The organism is Halomonas sp. JS92-SW72, from assembly GCF_003547075.1.
Classification (GTDB): Bacteria; Pseudomonadota; Gammaproteobacteria; order Pseudomonadales; family Halomonadaceae; genus Halomonas; species Halomonas alkalicola.
In genome coordinates this window covers 3,897,432-3,914,573 of record NZ_CP032147.1, presented here as the reverse complement: position 1 = coordinate 3,914,573, position 17,142 = coordinate 3,897,432, and the positions used below count along the sequence as shown (strand labels likewise).

At 58.4% G+C, this 17,142-nt stretch carries 14 protein-coding genes and 2 pseudogenes; 8 read left to right on the top strand and 8 right to left on the bottom strand.

From position 1 onward, the window contains the following. Positions 1 to 474: 474 nt before the first annotated feature. From D1793_RS19595 to D1793_RS18470, 3 genes are all read right to left on the bottom strand, one after another. Positions 475 to 1,377: a hypothetical protein gene (locus D1793_RS19595; protein WP_162900028.1), complete on the bottom strand. Its 903-nt coding sequence runs from the start codon at positions 1,375 to 1,377 to the stop codon at positions 475 to 477. Positions 1,378 to 1,555: 178 nt separating this feature from the next. Further along, positions 1,556 to 4,678: a DEAD/DEAH box helicase gene (locus D1793_RS18475; RefSeq protein WP_119023420.1), complete on the bottom strand. Its 3,123-nt coding sequence runs from the start codon at positions 4,676 to 4,678 to the stop codon at positions 1,556 to 1,558. After that, entirely contained in the window at positions 4,668 to 5,516 is an 849-nt protein-coding gene (locus D1793_RS18470; protein WP_119023419.1) for a Hachiman antiphage defense system protein HamA, read from the bottom strand. The genes D1793_RS18475 and D1793_RS18470 overlap by 11 nt, the downstream gene beginning before the upstream one ends. Positions 5,517 to 5,826: 310 nt before the next feature. Between D1793_RS18470 and umuD the strand changes: the two genes are divergently transcribed. Together umuD and D1793_RS18460 are read left to right on the top strand one after the other, a co-directional pair. Further along, a complete protein-coding gene (gene umuD / locus D1793_RS18465) occupies positions 5,827 to 6,267 on the top strand; it encodes a translesion error-prone DNA polymerase V autoproteolytic subunit (RefSeq protein ID WP_119023418.1) in 441 nt (146 codons plus the stop codon). Between the two features lie 14 nt (positions 6,268 to 6,281). Next, on the top strand, positions 6,282 to 6,782 hold the full coding sequence (locus D1793_RS18460) for a hypothetical protein (protein WP_119023417.1): 501 nt from the start codon (positions 6,282 to 6,284) through the stop codon (positions 6,780 to 6,782). A gap of 144 nt (positions 6,783 to 6,926) precedes the next feature. On the opposite strand, the gene D1793_RS18455 is transcribed toward D1793_RS18460, so the two are convergent. Continuing rightward, positions 6,927 to 7,160, bottom strand: coding sequence for a S1C family serine protease (locus D1793_RS18455; protein WP_086509375.1), 234 nt, complete (start codon positions 7,158 to 7,160; stop codon positions 6,927 to 6,929). Positions 7,161 to 7,330: 170 nt separating this feature from the next. On the opposite strand from D1793_RS18455, the pseudogene D1793_RS18450 reads away from it, so the two are divergent. From D1793_RS18450 to D1793_RS18425, 6 genes and pseudogenes are all read left to right on the top strand, one after another. Continuing rightward, a pseudogene (locus D1793_RS18450) lies at positions 7,331 to 8,232 on the top strand (cation diffusion facilitator family transporter). A 225-nt stretch (positions 8,233 to 8,457) separates the two neighbouring features. Further along, positions 8,458 to 9,060, top strand: a complete 603-nt coding sequence (locus tag D1793_RS18445) for a TRAP transporter small permease (RefSeq protein ID WP_119023416.1) — start codon at positions 8,458 to 8,460, stop codon at positions 9,058 to 9,060. Next, a complete protein-coding gene (locus D1793_RS18440) occupies positions 9,057 to 10,331 on the top strand; it encodes a TRAP transporter large permease (RefSeq protein ID WP_119023415.1) in 1,275 nt (424 codons plus the stop codon). Before D1793_RS18445 ends, D1793_RS18440 begins: the two co-directional genes overlap by 4 nt. A gap of 32 nt (positions 10,332 to 10,363) precedes the next feature. Then, a complete protein-coding gene (locus D1793_RS18435) occupies positions 10,364 to 11,824 on the top strand; it encodes an aldehyde dehydrogenase family protein (protein ID WP_119023414.1) in 1,461 nt (486 codons plus the stop codon). Between the two features lie 82 nt (positions 11,825 to 11,906). Next, complete coding sequence (locus tag D1793_RS18430) at positions 11,907 to 12,800, top strand: NAD(P)-dependent oxidoreductase (RefSeq protein WP_119023413.1); 894 nt, start codon at positions 11,907 to 11,909, stop codon at positions 12,798 to 12,800. 39 nt (positions 12,801 to 12,839) lie between these two features. Then, entirely contained in the window at positions 12,840 to 13,751 is a 912-nt protein-coding gene (locus D1793_RS18425; protein WP_119023412.1) for a DMT family transporter, read from the top strand. A gap of 16 nt (positions 13,752 to 13,767) precedes the next feature. On the opposite strand, the gene D1793_RS18420 is transcribed toward D1793_RS18425, so the two are convergent. The 4 genes and pseudogenes from D1793_RS18420 to D1793_RS18405 all read right to left on the bottom strand — a co-directional run. Beyond that, positions 13,768 to 14,523 (bottom strand): FCD domain-containing protein, encoded by a 756-nt coding sequence (locus D1793_RS18420; protein WP_119023411.1) that lies wholly within the window; start codon positions 14,521 to 14,523, stop codon positions 13,768 to 13,770. A 51-nt stretch (positions 14,524 to 14,574) separates the two neighbouring features. Continuing rightward, positions 14,575 to 15,453 (bottom strand): NAD(P)-dependent oxidoreductase, encoded by an 879-nt coding sequence (locus tag D1793_RS18415; RefSeq protein WP_119023410.1) that lies wholly within the window; start codon positions 15,451 to 15,453, stop codon positions 14,575 to 14,577. Between the two features lie 29 nt (positions 15,454 to 15,482). Then, positions 15,483 to 16,469: an AraD1 family protein gene (gene araD1, locus D1793_RS18410; RefSeq protein WP_119023409.1), complete on the bottom strand. Its 987-nt coding sequence runs from the start codon at positions 16,467 to 16,469 to the stop codon at positions 15,483 to 15,485. A gap of 140 nt (positions 16,470 to 16,609) precedes the next feature. Then, positions 16,610 to 17,137: pseudogene (locus tag D1793_RS18405) on the bottom strand (hypothetical protein); the annotation flags it as partial. Positions 17,138 to 17,142: the final 5 nt, after the last annotated feature.

Below are 17,142 nucleotides of genomic sequence, written 5' to 3'. Positions count from 1 at the left end.
TGGAAGACAACCTGGTCGACCGATGCAGTCATATTCCCCTTCCATGATCTCGGAGAAGATCTGTATTCCGATGGGCAGTCGTTTCTTACCAGCGATGGACCAGGCATCCTCCTGCGAGTCCGGCGAGCGAGAATGGTACGTGGCGATGAAGGGGAGCATGGCATGCGAGGCCGAGTGGTACGCCATCGAAGCGGAGACTCGGAAGGCCCTGCAGCAGGATGAGGACCCCAGTGTCCAGAATGACTGTCATGCCGTCTGATACCTTGTCCCTATCGGCCAACCAACCCTGCACTATCTGATGTCGCTTGTGGAAGACAGTCCCCGGCACAGGCGGAGAGGGTGGCAAGGCATTGGCTTCTTGTTTAATGGTACTATTCCCTCTAGCGCCTTGATGGCGCTCTTTTGAACTGGTCTAATTGGAGCGGACACCCCGGTAAGCCTCATACTGGAGACATTGGAGGTGTTACCGATCAGTCAGACAGGACTGCCGCCTGACTTGCCGTACACAGGATTTGACAATAACTCCCTGTTCGACTCAAGTGACTCTATAACATTCAGCGGGAGGCAGTTCTCGTATTCGCCTTTAGATGAGCGATAGTTTCCAATTTCACTTAAATACTCAGCATCAAAGAAAAATCCGTCTTCAAAAATTGCGGCGCAGTGACTTTCAAAATCTGGACTAATATCATTATATGTAACCACATATGGAGCTCGAAAGGCAATATTATCTAAAGAGCCAGCCTCCTTAACCAAACGCATTGAAAACCCATCTTCAGCAACATATAATTCTGCGTTTGTCAAAAGTATTGGGACGATAAAAAAAGGTCTAGCTGGGTCCGGCTGGGGACAGGAATTATTGTTAATCTCTTTTTCCAGCATGACTGGTAGAGCATAGTGGAGCTGATTTACCCCATGCTTTATTTGTGCGTCATGGGCAGATGGATTTACAGTATCTACCTCAACACCTTTAAAGCAGAAAACCACATCTTCACCACCATCAAATGAAACCATGCTATTCGGGCTCAATATATCTCTTGAAAAGCAATCAACAGCTCTGATAGTGTGCCCCATGGTAAATGGTGAAAAACTAGCGTCATTTGGGTCTGGCAAAAAAATCCAGGCAATACCATCTTTCCTATATTTGCACTCGACGAGCAGCCTAACTGTGCTTGTTATATCATTTTGGTCCTCAAAGGGAGTAAATGCCAGGGCTTCTATGTCAACAGAAAAGTCTTTTATGATATCTCCATCCAACCGAGAGTAACTAAAATCAGATGAAACACTAAAACCCTTTTCGACCAAGATTTTCATGGCTTCGTACTCAAGAGGAAAACTTGACGAAAGCAATTTATCTTTCCACTTGCCGCTGCTTTTCATTAATCACCACCAATATTAAATATGCGAATCATAAATTTTAAAAAACCGCCTCTCCAGCCGCCCTTCTCGCATGTCTGAATTCAGCCAGAAGCGGAAATTTAGGATGTGCTGATGTAATGCTTGAGCTCACTGGCTTTTACGGAGCAAAATGGAGTAAAAAATCCAGTGCAGCGATTTTTTAGACCAACAGTTCATCCATTCGCACCTGAAAATAGCTTGGGTATTTCTCCACCACCGCACTAGCTCCGTCCATGTCTTGTTTCAGCGCCTTCACAAGATCATTCTTTTGAGTCGCTTCTAGGTTTAAGGATGCGGCAAGGTCCTGAACGATGACACGGTCCGAAAAGCCAAGCTCATAAAGGGCAATGGTAGTTTCCGTGGGCAAGCCATATTTGAGGCGCTTTTGAAAAAGCTGAAGGCGAGTGACTAGCTCGCCAGTGCCATCTTGGTTGAGTGTTTCAATGAACTCACACACAGCACCTACAGCAAGCGCACCGTCATAAGCGAGCGTCCCTTCACAGACGTCCACGATATGATCGATCTTGAATTCCCTACGGCGGGTGCCCCAGATCATCTTGGCTTTTCGCTTACGTATAATTGCTAGGAGATCCCAGAAGGGCTTTCCATTGATCCATTCATGAGCGATTTCGTTGAGCACCTCCGGTTTATCAAACTTGGTAAACACACCACCATTGATATGCTGTGTAAGCAATGGCCAGACAATATCGAGCGCTTCTGTTTCATCAACAATCGAAAGCAGACTGTCAGCGTTGGACTTGACCCATCCCTCAATAGCTTGGGCATCCTGAATTCCGTAAAGCGTCCTGCCGTAGATTTTACGGCGATCTGGATCAGTAATTTTTACCGAGATGTTCTCAGCGAGAAGCTTAAATAACTCGCGGAGATACTCCTTTTTCTGATCATCAGCCAAGAAGAAAGCCAGCGTCCCTTCGGCCAGGTGGAACACATCGGCTTCTGAAAGACCATTCTCCGATTCATCCCAATGGGATAAAAGAAAGCTCTCCACGGCACATATGAGGCTGATTCTCCAAGCGACTTGCCTCTCGACACCACTTCTTGAGAATCTTTTATCTCCATGTCGTTCGGCTATCCCAGCAGCCAGGCTGGCAACTTCATCAGGGTCGTTGATGTAGGCCTTAGCGAAATCCAGAGCCTCCATAGTGATTGTGTATTTCTCGTCTTCACTCTTAATGGGGTCGAAGATCGATAGAAGATTGCTGATGCATGGCTCAGAGTTGCGAGGTTCGAGAAGTTCTTTCACCTGATCCCAGCGCCATTTATCGTTACGGGCCTTCCGCTTGTCATAGATCACCGGATCTGCAAACAGGATACTGCCTTCGGTATGCATACCGGCTCGACCCGCTCGGCCAATGAGATTGTGGAAATCTCGAACCTTGATGCGTTCCAAGCCTTGGTAGACACTGGTCACGATGAGGTATCGAATGGGAAGATTTACGCCCTGCGCTAAGGTGGATGTGCAAACGACGAATCGCACAAGGCCGTCACGCATTGCATGCTCCACCGCCAAACGGATACCATGCGGCGTATTTCCATGATGAGAAAAAATTCCGTATGCTGCGCTCTGAGACACCGGAGCGTCAGCGCCAAGATTCTCTACATGCAGATGTGTCAGCCTCTCAACTTCCTGTGCGTCTGAAAAATCTGACGGCAGGGACAAAGGTGCGCCTCGCTCTATAATATCGACGGCCTTTTCGCAGACGCCGGCCGCTGTCGACTTCCTTCCACAGAAAACAGCAATACTACCATTCGGCACCAATTTCAGACCGAGGTAAAGTGCGATAGCCTGCCCGTCAGTCTTTTCAGGAAACAAACGGTCCTTCCTTTCCCGCTTCTTCCTTCCGAGATTGAACCTTTCAATAACCCTTGGAACGAAGAACTCGTTTTGTTCGGCGTCTCGGCTGTCAACATACTCGATTCTTCCCAATTGATCGAGCCAGCTCGCGAACCCAACCGACCTAAAAGTCGGAATCAGAGTTGTGCCTTCGACGACATTAGGCTCACCGTTCAGCCATTCTCCGACAGCCTCGGCATTGCTGATAACAGCTGAAATCAGCACTTTCTGGGATCCATTGGGAATCATGGAGCGCAGCGATGTTAGGAGCAGCTCGTATGTGATGCCTCGGGTGCCGCTGTCGAACTGGTGGCCTTCATCAAAGACCAGCAGGCCAACATGGGCAGCTAGCTCCGGAGCGTGCCGGAGGACGTAGAGCAGCTTCTCTGGGGTTACGACCAGGATCTGCTGGTGCCCCAAGAGCTCGGCAATCTCGAAGTCGGTCTGCAGGGCATCGGATAACTCATCCACCTTGGTGTGTTCACTGTGGAATGCACCGACGAGGCTGTTCTTGATCTCATGACACAGCGCCCGGAACGGAGCGATGATGATGGCCAGAGACACGCGGCCTGCCAGAAACGCGCTCCGAAGGATAAGCTCCGTTGCCTTTGTTTTTCCGGCACTGGTAGGCATTTGTACGATAGCAGACCTTCCTTTCAGGATTTCTGCTCTGCCCAAAAGATGTTGTGCTGGCCATAGTTCTTTGATAAACGAACTCTTTTCAATCGCCAATCGCCACTTTTCCCTAGAGAGCCCGGAATATAATGGAAGGGCATTCCAGCAAGAGTTAATAATTTTTTTCCTAACCAAAGCTGCTGCAATATCGCCAAGCAAAAGCTGTCTAGGTGTACCAAAATCGTAAACAGCAACTCTGAGCTTTCTGAGCTGATCTAGGAGATCGTCTTCACCGGTGCCATTGCTGACAAACCGTACCAATGCTTTAAAAATAACGTCGATATAATCTCCGAGCTTTCCCTCCGCGCCACCAAAATCCGTAGATATCTCTCCTCGCAACATCCAAAAAATCAGATTTTCGAGACCCATAGCATCTAGATCTGGAAAATCCGCATCGGCATTCCAGGCCAGTACGGAGGCGCTTCCAGGCAAATCGCAAAGATAGTAAGACGACGCGCCAACAAGTAAGAGGTATGGGTCTAGCGTCTCGTTTAGCTTTGACTGTAAGTATGAGTCAAAGAAATGGGCAGAAAAAAGCAGATTGGATTTCAACTCCGAGAGAGATCCTGAATCTGTCTCCTTTCGATTGATAGCGGCGGCAAGGTCGCCCAAAAGACCGATCGATATAGTGAAGAGCTTGGCCGGATCTTGATTAATTTTGATGTGATGCTCCTCCGGGATGCCATACTCTAGCATCTTTGCCTTTGACCGGGTGATGCCTAGGAGGAGTTGGGATTTCTGTTCAGTCCTCATCCGCAGCCCTCCTGTAGAGCTCATGGACAAGATCCATCATGCCGGGCCCCTTGATAACTAATAGGACAAGGCTGTCACTGTTTGGATGGAGAAAGAACTCGCTGGACTTCGCTGACTTGGGTATCTTACTGCAGTCCGCAGAGGCCAATTCATCAGCGACGAAATATTCATCAGAGATGATAGCCGCAGCACCGAAGGTTTCCTTGTAGGGCATATCTACGGGGCTTTGAAATCTCTCGACTCTTTGGGCCTGTTCGATTTTCTTTTTTTCAAAAAGCTTTTGCTTGATAAAGTTAAGAGATTCATCTATTCGAATATGATCCTTGGCGGAATCGTTAATAGCATCCTGCAAACGATTGACCTTAGAGGCAGAGAACTTTGTTTTTGATTCAAAGACAAACAACACATCCTTTGAGGAGGGTTCACCTTCTTCTTTGTGAAAGCGGAATCCAATGACATCGCTACCCTTGGGCGATTCATCTCGAACAAACTTCGATGACCATCGTACCCTGGGCACCCAGTAACCGAGCAGCCATTGAAGGTAATCGGAAACCAGAATTTCCCCAAAGTCACCCGCTCGGATCCCTGGGCCAAGTTTGGATTTTTTGCATGGGAACTTTATATTGGTGAGGTAATCCGGGCGCGGACGTTTTCCACGGAGGAAATCAATCTCAGTATCCAGGCAATAGTGATTCCGGAAATGTTTCGCCCAAGCGGATAGCACGTCCTCGTCGTTATCATGACGGAAATCCCAGACTTCCACCTCCTTGCCGTCGGAAGTCGTCACTCGTTCGCCGGTGTCGACGAGCCATTTTATATGGTCTGAAGTCCAGGGCATTCCAGTTCCTGATGTTACGTAAGGGGCTAACAGATATTATTCCGCACGGTCTGATACCGGATGAACGAGCATGCTGCCTTTGACTCCATGGCCGCTATGGGTCGTGAGATGACATACAACCGGAGCCAGTCGAGGGGTCCTGCATTGACGAGTATGAGCTTCCATTTCGCACTCCCTTGCTATACCTAATCCTCAGTCAGGTTAGCAGCATCATGCTGCGCCTGCTCGCGACCTTCGTGGTACATGGTCTTGGCAGGCCGTGCCGCCTCGATGATACTGTATAAATATCAGGTATCGAGAGGAGCCCGCCATGCCACATGCCAAGCTCATCCCCGCGGATCCGGCGCCGCCGGCACAGCCCCTGCCCTTCCCTCTGCCCCTCACGCGGGCCGGGCTGTCGGGCTTTCCGAGCCCAGCCCAGGACTACGAAGGGCGCACCCTGGACCTCAACGAACGGCTGGTGAAGCGCCCATCCTCGACCTTCTTCATGACAGTCACCGGCGACAGCATGGAGGCGCTGGGCATCGCAGAGGGCGACCTGCTGGTGGTCGATAGCGCCATCGAGCCGCGCCCCGGGCACATTCTGGTCGCCACGGTGGAAGGGGAGCTGGTGGTGAAACGCTACGAGCTGATCGGCAACCGCCCCTACTTCACCTCGGCGAACCCCGCCTACCGCCCCATCCCCGCTGCGGACCTGGAGTGCCAGGCCTGGGGCGTGGTGCGCGCGGTGGTTCACGAGTACACCGTCTAGCCGGGGCTGGGCCCATGATCGGATTGATCGACTGCAACAACTTCTACGTCAGCTGCGAGCGGGCCTTCCAGCCGCGGCTGGAGGGCGTGCCCGTGGGCGTGCTCTCCAACAACGATGGCTGCGTGATTGCCCGCTCCAACGAGCTCAAGGCGTTGGATGTGGCCATGGGCACACCTGCCTTCGAGCTGCAGCCACTGCTCCGCCAGCGGCGCATCGTGCTGCTGTCGTCGAACTATGAGCTCTATGGGGATATGTCCTCCCGGGTGCAGCAGGTGTTGGAGGAGTTCTCTGCCGGCGTGGAGCCCTACTCCATCGACGAGATGTTCGTGCGGTTCGACGGCTTTGCCCCTGAGCAGATGCACCGTCACGCCCAGGAGCTGTTCACCAAAGTACGGCGCTTCACGCATATCCCGGTCAGCGTGGGGATTGCTCCAACGCGTACACTGGCCTTATCCGTAGAAAAGCAAACCTGGCTGGAAGCTCGATCAAGTCTGTTTCCTGACTTGTGCAAGTAGTGATATTCAATAGAGTATCCTGTCCTGGCCGTTCACCCGGCACAGCAGGACAACTGCGTCACGTCCTTGGGGAAAGTCTGAGCGCAGAGATTGAGCCACTCCACCATGGTCAGGTAGGGAAACAGTGATCTTGCTCAGTCGCGGTCAGTCACCATTGAACTCACGGAAGACCTCCGGTATCTCCTGCCCCCCAAACTGCCGAGAGGACGTCATGGACATCTCGACTTCCCGGGAGGTCGAGATGTTGACGACGGCCGGCGCGGCCTTGTCGACCAGCTCCGTGAAGTCTGGCAGTCGTGGCTCGGCGAGGGCTGGCGTCACCATCAATAGTAAAGCTAGGCTCATCAGCCAGGCGTGCGAGTGCGGCTTGGGTATCAAAATGGGCTCCTTCCGGGGCATGGAACATGGTAACCGTGTTTGGTACGGCGCCCACTACGCAAAGTTCCATACGCCTAGCCCCGGCTCGGTCTTCATTAGAATTCGGGCTTGAATCTTGAGTTGCTATAGGTTTTATACTGCTGGGTCATCAGGTGACACTAGGATGACGCATGGGACATCATCACGATCATCCCCATCTTGACCCCACCTCTGGTGACCGTCGGATGAGCATCGCCATCTGGGCCAACGGGATATTGACTGTTGCTCAGATCGTTGGGGGTATCCTGGCGGGAAGCCTCGCGCTGATCGCGGATGCGCTGCATAACTTTCCGACATGGCTGCCCTTATCATTGCATTTGCTGCCCGCAAGATCGCGAGACGGCCGCCAGACTCTCAGATGACGTTCGGCTATGGGCGAATCGAGATTGTCGCAGCGCTGATCAACTACACGACCCTCATTCTCGTTGGGTTTTATCTAATTTATGAAGGCGTGATGCGCATGATCGACCCGCCAGAGATTCAGGGCTGGATAGTCGTCATCATCGGCATTGTCGCTCTTCTTGTCGATGCGCTAACGGCCTTGCTCACCTGGTCGATGCAAAAACATAGCGTCAACATTCGGGCTCTCTTCCTGCACAACCTGTCTGATGCGTTTGCGTCCATCGCTGTGATCATTGGCGGCTCGCTGATTCTGCTATACGACATGCGCTGGGTAGACCCCGCGATTACGATCAGTATTGCACTCTATATTCTCTATCTTGCCTTTACGGAGATAGGTGGCCCCATCCGGACACTGATGCTGAGCTCGCCACCCGATGTCGATGGTCAATCAGTCATTGATGCCCTGCGTAGCGTCGAAGGGGTTGAGGATGTGCATCATGTTCACCTATGGCAAATGCAGGAGAATACCGCCGCACTTGACTGCCACGTGGTGACGACGGAAGAAGGCTGGCAGCAGCTCGAGGCGATCAAGGCGGATATCAAAGCACGCTTTGACATTGGCCACTCCAGCTTGGAATTCGAGCATATTGATCATGCGCATCAGGGAGCCAATCTTTATGGGCATGGATAACACGCCACTATTCGCCGACTTGGGCACCCATCAGCGGTTGAGATCCACTCAGCAGTCCTCTCGTCGTGCTTTTCGCTTAACTGTAGGGTCCCGGATGATCAAATCGCCTATAGGAGTTATCCTTTGCTAGCCGCCAGGGACCGTATCCGCAACAGCGACTGCTGAGCCGCCTGCCCATGGGCCGGTCATGCGTGACCGGCCCCGACCGACTTGGGGACTCACACTATGGTGTCCTGGTTTCTCCGCTTCGAGTACTGGTTGACCCGGCTGGCGATGGCGATGGCGATACTGATGCTGATCGTCTCGGTGTCGCTGGGCTTCTACCAGGTGCTGACCCGCTTCATCTTCAATGCCCCCTCGACCTGGTCGGAGGTGCTATCCCGCGCGACCATGATCTGGTGCGTGTTCCTGGGCGCCGCGGCGACCTTTCGCGGTGGCTACATGATGGCGGTGGAGGTGATCTACAAGCTGGTGCCGCGGCGCCTGATGCTGGGGCTCGAGCTGGTCATTGGCACCTGCTGCCTGCTGGTACTCGGCGTGCTCTTCTATCAGGGAATCCTGATGACCGATCGCGTCAGCCGCCAGACCCTCTCGGCCCTGGAGGTGTCGATCTCCTGGGCCTATGCGGCGATTCCCGCAGGTAGCGCGGTGGCCATCGTGGCTGTGGTGGGCCGCCTGCTGGCGCAGATCACGGGCCGCGAGGGGCTGGGGCCCCAGCATGACGAGGCCGCCGAACAGGAGGCGCTGACCGGTACCGATCACGCCATTTCGCCGCTGGGGGCTGCCCCCGATGTGCACCATCACACCCAGGGAGGGCCTCGCTCATGAACCTTGCTATCGGTCTCTCGCTGGTCATCCTGTTCGCAGTCGGCGTTCCGATTGCCGTTTCCATTCTGCTCGCCTCGATCATCGGTATCGAATACTTCTCGAGGTTGCCACTGCTGATGGTGCCGCAGCAGATGTTCGTTGGTCTCGACCACTTCCCGTTGATGGCCATTCCGTTCTTCATCCTGGCCGGCAACCTCATGGCAGGGGGCGGTATCTCCAGCCGTCTGGTCGACCTGGCCAAGTCCATCGTCGGTGGTGTGCAGGGCGGCCTGGCCATGTCCTGCGTCTTGACCTGCATGATGTTTGCCGCGGTGTCTGGCTCCAGTGTGGCTACCACCTTCGCTATCGGTGCCATCCTGATTCCGGCCATGGTGCGGCACGGCTACCCGAAACCGCTTGCCGCCTCCATCCAGGCCTCGTCGGCGGAGCTGGGAGTGCTGATTCCGCCGTCGATCCCGTTGATCCTGTTTGGCGTCAGCACCAATACCTCCATCGGCCAGCTGTTCATCGCCGGTATCGGCCCGGGCCTGCTGATCGGTGGTGCACTGCTGGTGTTCCTCTACGTCTTCTGCAAGCTGCGGGGTTATGGCTTGCAGGATCGAGAGGACCGCAGCGAGTTCCTCGTCGCCTTCCGCCGTGCCTGGGCCGCCCTGCTGATGCCGGTGGTGGTGATCGGCGGGATCTACGGAGGTGTCTTCACCCCCACCGAGGCCGCGGCGGTGGCGGTGTTCTATGCCCTGGTGGTAGGCGGATTGGTTTATCGCGAGCTGACGCTGGCCGACCTGGGCCCCATCCTTCGTCAAAGCGTGCTTTCCACCGCGGCGGTCATGCTGATCATCGCTGCCGCGGCACTCTTCAGCTTCCTGATCAGCCGGTCGGGGCTACCTCGCGAGGTGGCCGGCTGGGTGACCGCAGTGTTCGACAGCCCCTGGACCTTCCTGCTGGCGGTCAACATCTTGCTGCTGGCGGTGGGAATGTTCATCGAAACAGGGGCGGCGATTCTGGTATTGGCGCCGATCCTGACGCCGATCGCGATACAGTTCGGGATCCATCCGGTGCACTTCGGGTTGGTCATGGTGGTCAATCTGGCGCTGGGAATGATCACCCCGCCGCTGGGGGTAAACCTGTTTGCTGCCTGTGCGGTGGCAAAGATCTCGATCGATCAGATGTTGCCCCACCTGGTGCGTTTCGTGTTGGTGGTGCTCACCTGCCTGATGGCGATCACCTACATGCCCTGGATCTCGATGGGGCTGGTCAACTTGCTCTATTGATTTGCCTGACGACAACGACAAGGAGAGCGATGATGCCACTACGACTCGAAATGCCCCCTCGAAGCGCCCTGATTGGTGGCGTCTGGGTCGATACCCGGGATTACTTGGAGGTAGAGTCCCCTGCCCGTGGCGAGGTCATCACCCGTATCGCCCGCAGCGGCCCGGATGAGGTCGATGCGGCCGTCTCTGTTGCCGACCGTGCTTTCTCAGGGCGGTTGGGCGACTGGTCGTCATGGAGCGCGCGGCGGCGTAGCGAGTGGCTGCTGGCTTTTGCGATGGTCATCGAAGCCGATCACGACCGCCTGGCCGCGTTGGAGTGCGCTGACACCGGTAAGCCGATGACTCAGGCCCGCGGTGATATTGCTGCCTGTGCCCGCTACTTTCGCTTCTATGGTGGGGCAGCGGATAAGCTGCATGGCGAGACTATCCCCTTCGAGAATGATTTCGCAGTTATGACATTGCGCGAGCCGTATGGCGTCTGCGCCCAGATCATTCCGTGGAACTATCCGGCGCAGATCTTCGGCCGCTGCGTGGCGGCAGCACTGGCAGCCGGCAACACCATAGTGCTCAAGCCCGCCGAGGATGCCTGCCTGAGCGTGCTTCGTCTCGCCGAGCTGGCCGTCGAGAACGGCTTGCCGCCTGGTGCTCTGAATGTGGTGCCGGGGTTGGGCAGCGAGGCGGGCGCGGCGCTGGCAGCCCATCCCGGCATCCAGCACCTCTCGTTCACCGGTTCGCCCGAGACCGGTACTCGGGTGGCTCAAGCGGCGGCGGAGCATCATGTGCCGGTGACCATGGAGCTTGGTGGCAAGTCGCCCCAGTTACTGTTCGCCGATGCCGACATGGAGGCCGCGCTTGAGGCGGTGGTACGCGGCATCATCCAGAATGCCGGCCAGACCTGCTCTGCCGGCAGCCGCCTGCTGGTACAGCAGTCGTGCGCCGAGGCGGTGCTGGCACGGCTCGCCGAGCGTTTCTCGGCGTTGCGCTGCGATGCCGGCGAGGCGGATGCGGATTGCGGCCCCCTGATCAATGCCCGCCAGCGTGACAAGCTCGAGGCACGACTTGAGCGGGCCATGGCCGACGGCATCCGGGTGGTGGCCCGGGGCCGACTGGCCGAGGGGGCGCCGGCGGCGGGACACTTCGTGGTGCCGCAGGTGCTGGCAGACATTCCCGCCGGCCATGATGTGCTGCGAGAAGAGCTGTTTGGTCCGGTGCTGGCGGTACAGTGCTTCGCCGACGAAGCAGAGGCGCTGGAGTTGGCCAATGCCACCGACTTCGGCCTGTGTGCCGGGGTCTGGACCCGGGATGGCGGTCGACAGCTGCGCCTGGCCAAGGGTATTCGCAGCGGCCAGGTGTTCGTCAACAATTATGGCGCCGCCGGTGGCATCGAGCTGCCCTTCGGGGGGATCGGTCGCTCGGGCCATGGCCGCGAGAAGGGGTTCGAGGGTCTGAGAAGCTATACCCGCATCAAGACGGTGGCGATCCGCCACGGGTGAACTTGATATACCGTTATCAAGATGCCTGCCCATTGGCTGGCATCCTCGCGTACCGTCTTCAACCTGATAGTGGAGTCATGCAATGAGTCACCCCCTTAGTGTCGGCATGGTCGGCGTGGGCCTGATGGGTCACGGGATCGCCCGCAACATCCTGAAGGCCGGTCACCGGCTCTGTTTCCTCGACCACCCCGGCAACCAGCCGGTGGAGGACCTGCTGGCCGGCGGCGCCAAGGCCCGGGCCTCGGGGCGTGAGGTAGCCGAGGCCGCCGAGGTGATCATCCTCTGTGTCACTGGTTCTCCCCAGGTCGAGGCGGTGCTGTTCGAGCCTGGCGGCGTGCTGGAGGGGCTGCGCGAGGGAAGCGTGGTGGTCGACTGTTCCACGGCACTGCCGAGCTCCACCGAGCGTGTCTGCGCACGGGTGCAGGCGGCGGGAGGACGGTTCATGGACGCGGCCATGACGCGAACCCCCAAGGAGGCGGCAGAAGGGCGATTGAACCTGATCGTGGGCGCCCCGGAGGCCCTCTTCTCCGAGCTCCATCCGCTGCTGGAGAGCTTCGCCGAGAATATCACCCATGCCGGGCCCGTGGGTGCCGGGCATACCCTCAAGCTCGTCCACAACTTCGTATCACTGGGGTTCTCTGCGGTACTGGCAGAGGCGACGGTGGCCTCGCGCAAGGCGGGTATCGACGATGCGGCCTTCCTCGAGGTGCTGGGCAAGGGCGGCGGTGGGGGTGTGATCCTCGAGCGACTGCGGCCCTATATTGAGGCCGGCGATGCCTCTGGCTTCCGCTTCAGCGTGGCCAATGCCAGCAAGGATATCGGCTACTACCATGCCATGACCGACGAACTTGGCGTAGTTCGTGGTGTGGCTGTTGCGGTGCGCGACCTCTATAGCAAGATCGATGACCAGGGATTGGCGGTGCCGGAAGTCATACGGGTACTGGGGGAGGAGAAGGATGCTGATGAGGTCTGCTGAGGGCGATGCTGGAGGCTCGCTGCGGGTCGGGAGGATGACCTGAACGCCTTTCAGTCACTTTCCCACCGGCAGCAGGGGCTGCTGCTTACCGGGGCCGGGGCGCTGATCATGGCGCCAGACGCCCTGCTGATCAAGCTGGCGGCCCTGCCCGATGCCGAGATACTGATGTGGCGCGGCTATCTGTCGGCGTTCGGCTTCCTGCTGATCGTGCTTGCTCGCCATGGCCGCGGCACCCTGGCCGCCTATCGCCGCTGCGGCGGCATCGGTATCGCCGTGGCGCTGCTGTTCAGCCTTACCACCTGCGGTTTCGTGCTCGGCAACCAGTACACCAGGGCAGGCAACGTGCTCCTGATCCTGGCCACCTCGCCTCTGATCGCCGCGGCCCTCTCCTGGTTGATCCTCAGGGAGCGCCTGCCCCGGCGTACCTGGGTCGCGATCTGGATCTGCCTGGGTGGCATTGCCCTGATCGTCATCGACGATATCGATGCCGGTTCCTGGGTGGGCAATGCCTTTGCCCTGCTGGCGGCCACGACCCTGGCGCTCAACTTCACCCTGTGCCGCACCCGGCCGGGAGTGGACATGAGTCCGATGCTCACCTTCAACGGGCTGATCGTAGGCAGCGGCGCCGCCCTGGCGTTGATGCTGGGCGGTGGGGTTTCGCTGCCGGCGCCGAGTCAGCTGGCGGTGGTGGGGGTGCTCTGCCTGGTTATCGTGCCGTGTGGGGTGACCCTGCTGCAGCGTGGACCTCTCTACCTTCCCGCCGCCGAAGTAGGGCTGCTACTGCTGCTCGAGGTGGTGGCGGGGACCTTTCTGGCCTGGTGGATCATTGCCGAGCAGCCGACGCCCCTGGCCATGGTCGGGGGCTGTGTGGTGCTGGTGACGCTGGTTGCCAAGGGGCTTTACGAGCGGCGGATTGAGCGCCGTGTTGTGCCGGCGATGGAGGCCGATTAGCCGCTGCTTTAAGTCTTCACCCCATCGCCAGCTGCTTGCCCAGTGTGCTCTCTCCGGCTTCTATGCCCAGCGCCTTGGCGGTACCGTCGAGGATCGCCTGGGCGGCGTGGAAGGCCTCGTGGGGCTGGCGGGCCCGGATGTGCTCCATCAGTACCCGATGCCGTTCCAGGCTTTCTTCGGGCTCTTCGGTGCTGACGTTGGACATCGAGATCAGCAGGTAAATGGAAGGGCGCAGGATATGCGAGAGCTGCGACCAGACGATATTGTGGGTCGCCTTGAAGATGGCGGCGTGGAAGGCGACGTCGTGGTCGCTGTGTAGGCGCCGTTCTTCCTCGCTGTCACCATGCTGGAGGTGACGCTTCATGCCTTCCAGGGCCTCCTCCAGGGCGACCAGGTCTCGGGCCGTGGCGCGACGGGCCGCGGTCATCGCCACATAGGGCTCCACGTCCAGGCGAAAGGAGAGGATCTCTCTCTGGATCATGGGGTTGGGCGCCGCGTAGCGGGTCATCCACTCGGTGACGGTGGGATCCAGAATTCGCCAGTCGGCAAACTCCCGGACCTTGGAACCGTGGCCGGAGATCCGTTCGATGATGCCGGCATCCACCAGCTGTCGCAGGTCGCTGCGTACCGCCGAGCGGTTGAGACTGAACTGCTCGCAGAGGTCGAGTTCCCGGGGTACGAAGTCCCCCGGCCGATAGTGCCCGGAGAAGATGGCTTCGGCCAGGTGCTCGCTGATGCTGGGACGGGGAGCGTGCTTGGCAGTTGCTTTCACGTGTGGCTCTCGAGAGGAATCCGGGCAAGCTGCCACGGACGGGAGGGTGGGTCAACCGGGCAGGGGGTTGCGGCGCCGGAGCTCGAGAATCAGCGCGCTGTGATCCAGTTCGCCGTCGCCGTTGGTGACCATGTCCTCGAACAGCTGGTTGACCAGTGTCGCCACGGGCAGCTCCAGGTCGAGCGAATCGGCCATCGACAGCGCAGTGCGGGTGTCCTTGAGTTGCCACTTGGCAGGACCGCCAGGGGCGAAGTCCTGCTCGATCATCCGTTGCCCATGGGCGCGTAGGATCGTCGAGTCGGCAAAGCCGCCCAGCAGAGCCTCACGTACTCGAGCCGGATCGGCACCGCCGCGCTCGGCCAGCAGCATGGCTTCGGAGACGGTGGCGATGGTGCTGGCCACTACCAGCTGGTTGACCAGCTTGGCGAGTTGCCCGCTTCCTGTCGGGCCGATTCGCACCGGGCGCCCGAGGGGTTCAAGGAAGGGCAAGGCCCGCTCGAAGGTTGCCTCGTCACCCCCGGCCATGATGGCCAACGTTCCGTCGATGGCCCCTCGTTCGCCACCTGACACCGGGGCGTCCAGGTAGTGGATATGACGCTCGCTGGCGACACGGGCCTGGTGGCGGGCAGTCTCCACCGGAATGGAACTCATCACGATCAGCAGGCTGTCCGGCGGCATGGCGTCGAGCACGCCCCGCTCGCCGAGAATCAGCTCATCACAGACCGGCCCCGAGCTCAGCATCACGATAACGACCTCGGCGCCAGTGGCCGCCGCCGCCGGGCTCTGCGCCGACACGGCGCCCAGGGCCGCCGCCTTGGCGGCGGTGCGGTTCCACACGCGGACATCATGTCCCGCGTCGATCAGGCGCCGCGCCATGGGCCCTCCCATGATGCCGGTGCCGATGAAGCCGATGGTCCGGGGTGTGTGCATGTTGTCTCCAGATATCATGTGCTGAGGAGTCAGAGTGCCTTGACCCGGGTGTCCGGCACTGACGTCTCGAAGCGCAGCGGGTTGCGCAGTGAGCGGCCGAAGGCGGACAGGCAGATCTCGAAACGGTCGCCGTCTCGGGTGTGAATATTGTCGGCGAAGCTAAGCGTGGCCGTACCGAAGAAATGCACATGCACGTCACCCGGACGGCGGAAGTTGGGGTACTTGAAGTGGTGGTGCTCCAGATTGGCGAGACTGTGCGCCATGTTGGCCTCGCCGGTGAGAAAGGGTTTCTCCCATAGTGTCGCGCCATCTCGCACGATCCGGCTCACCCCCTCCAGATGCTCGGGGAGTTCGCCGACCAGCAGTTCCGGGCCGAAACTGCAGGCGCGCAGCTTGGAGTGGGCCAGCCAGAGGTAGTTGAAGCGCTCGGTGACATGATCAGAGAACTCGTTGCCGATGGCGTGACCGACCCGCCAGGGGGTGCCGTCATCGGCAATTACATAGAGCCCGGCCAGTTCCGGTTCCTCGCCGGCATCCGCCGCGAAGGCGGGCACCGGAATGTCAGCCTCCGGAGCTGCCACGCTGCTGCCGTCGCCCTTGTAGAACCACTCCGGCTGGGCGCCTTCCTGGTCTCTTTCTGGCTTGCCGCCCTCAAGCCCCAGTCGGAACATGCGCATGGAGTCGGTGAGCTGGCTCTCCTCGACCTGGGTCTGGGCGTGCATGGCATCTCGGGTATCGGCGCTGCCCAGATGGGTGAGGCCGGTGCCGGTCACCAGGCAATGGGCCGGGTCCGGGTGGGTGAGGGGTGGCATCAAGCGTCGCTCGTCGACCAGAGCCTGGTAGTCGAGGCGGATGTCGGTGAGTGACGACTCGACGACGGCTGCCAGCGGCTGACCGGTGGCAATGGCGCGTCGGGCAAGCTGGTAGGTACTGTCCTCGAGCAGTCTGACTTGCTCGTCATTCTCGACCAGGGCGGCACGCACCTGGCCTTGATAGTCACACTGGATCAGTCGCATGTCGGGTCTCATTCGATGCAGGGGCCGGTCACGCATGACCGGCCCATGGGCAGGCGGCTCAGCAGTCGCTGTTGCGGATACGGCGATCAGTCAGACAGGACTGCCGCCTGACTTGCCGTACACAGGATTTGACAATAACTCCAGGCGGGGTTCTTGATATTCATGGTGGTCTTGGTCACCCCGAGGGGGGTATCGAAGCCCTCGCGACCGATGCCGATAGGATAGGTCTCGACACGTGGTGTCTCGTCGTCATCCACCTCGGGATAGTAATATAGGCGCAGCTCGGCGATGTTGATGACGATGCCAGTGCGCTCTCCGGCGGGCAGGATGAAGCGCCCGGGTATGGTCACCTCGGTACCCTCGCCGGGAATCCAGATGCTCACGTCCGGGTTGGCGCGCACGATCTCCCTGTACCCCAGGTTGTGTCGCCTGGCGATATCGAGCAGGGTATCTTCTCGATCCTCCACCGTTATGCGGTAGGTGTCGCCGATCACATTGCCTTCCTCAGGCAATGGATAGTGGCCGCGGGGCCACTCGTTCTCCTCCTGGGCCTGAGCAACGCCGATGAGCGCGAGCCAGCCTGCCAGCACTCCCACCAGTGTGCGTGTTCGGAGTTGCCACAACGAAGCTTCCCCCGCCGTACCTGAGTGAGGTTTCGACAACGCCATCATCC

What these genes read in the sequence shown, in the direction of transcription:
- D1793_RS18460 (WP_119023417.1), top strand. Translation starts at nt 6,282, where the DNA reads ATGATCGGATTGATCGACTGCAACAACTTCTACGTCAGCTGCGAGCGG.
- D1793_RS18440 (WP_119023415.1), top strand. Translation starts at nt 9,057, where the DNA reads ATGAACCTTGCTATCGGTCTCTCGCTGGTCATCCTGTTCGCAGTCGGC.
- D1793_RS18430 (WP_119023413.1), top strand. Translation starts at nt 11,907, where the DNA reads ATGAGTCACCCCCTTAGTGTCGGCATGGTCGGCGTGGGCCTGATGGGT.
- araD1 (WP_119023409.1), bottom strand. Translation starts at nt 16,469, where the DNA reads ATGCGACTGATCCAGTGTGACTATCAAGGCCAGGTGCGTGCCGCCCTG.
- D1793_RS19595 (WP_162900028.1), bottom strand. Translation starts at nt 1,377, where the DNA reads ATGAAAAGCAGCGGCAAGTGGAAAGATAAATTGCTTTCGTCAAGTTTT.
- D1793_RS18475 (WP_119023420.1), bottom strand. Translation starts at nt 4,678, where the DNA reads ATGAGGACTGAACAGAAATCCCAACTCCTCCTAGGCATCACCCGGTCA.
- umuD (WP_119023418.1), top strand. Translation starts at nt 5,827, where the DNA reads ATGCCACATGCCAAGCTCATCCCCGCGGATCCGGCGCCGCCGGCACAG.
- D1793_RS18435 (WP_119023414.1), top strand. Translation starts at nt 10,364, where the DNA reads ATGCCACTACGACTCGAAATGCCCCCTCGAAGCGCCCTGATTGGTGGC.
- D1793_RS18415 (WP_119023410.1), bottom strand. Translation starts at nt 15,453, where the DNA reads ATGCACACACCCCGGACCATCGGCTTCATCGGCACCGGCATCATGGGA.
- D1793_RS18445 (WP_119023416.1), top strand. Translation starts at nt 8,458, where the DNA reads ATGGTGTCCTGGTTTCTCCGCTTCGAGTACTGGTTGACCCGGCTGGCG.
- D1793_RS18470 (WP_119023419.1), bottom strand. Translation starts at nt 5,516, where the DNA reads ATGCCCTGGACTTCAGACCATATAAAATGGCTCGTCGACACCGGCGAA.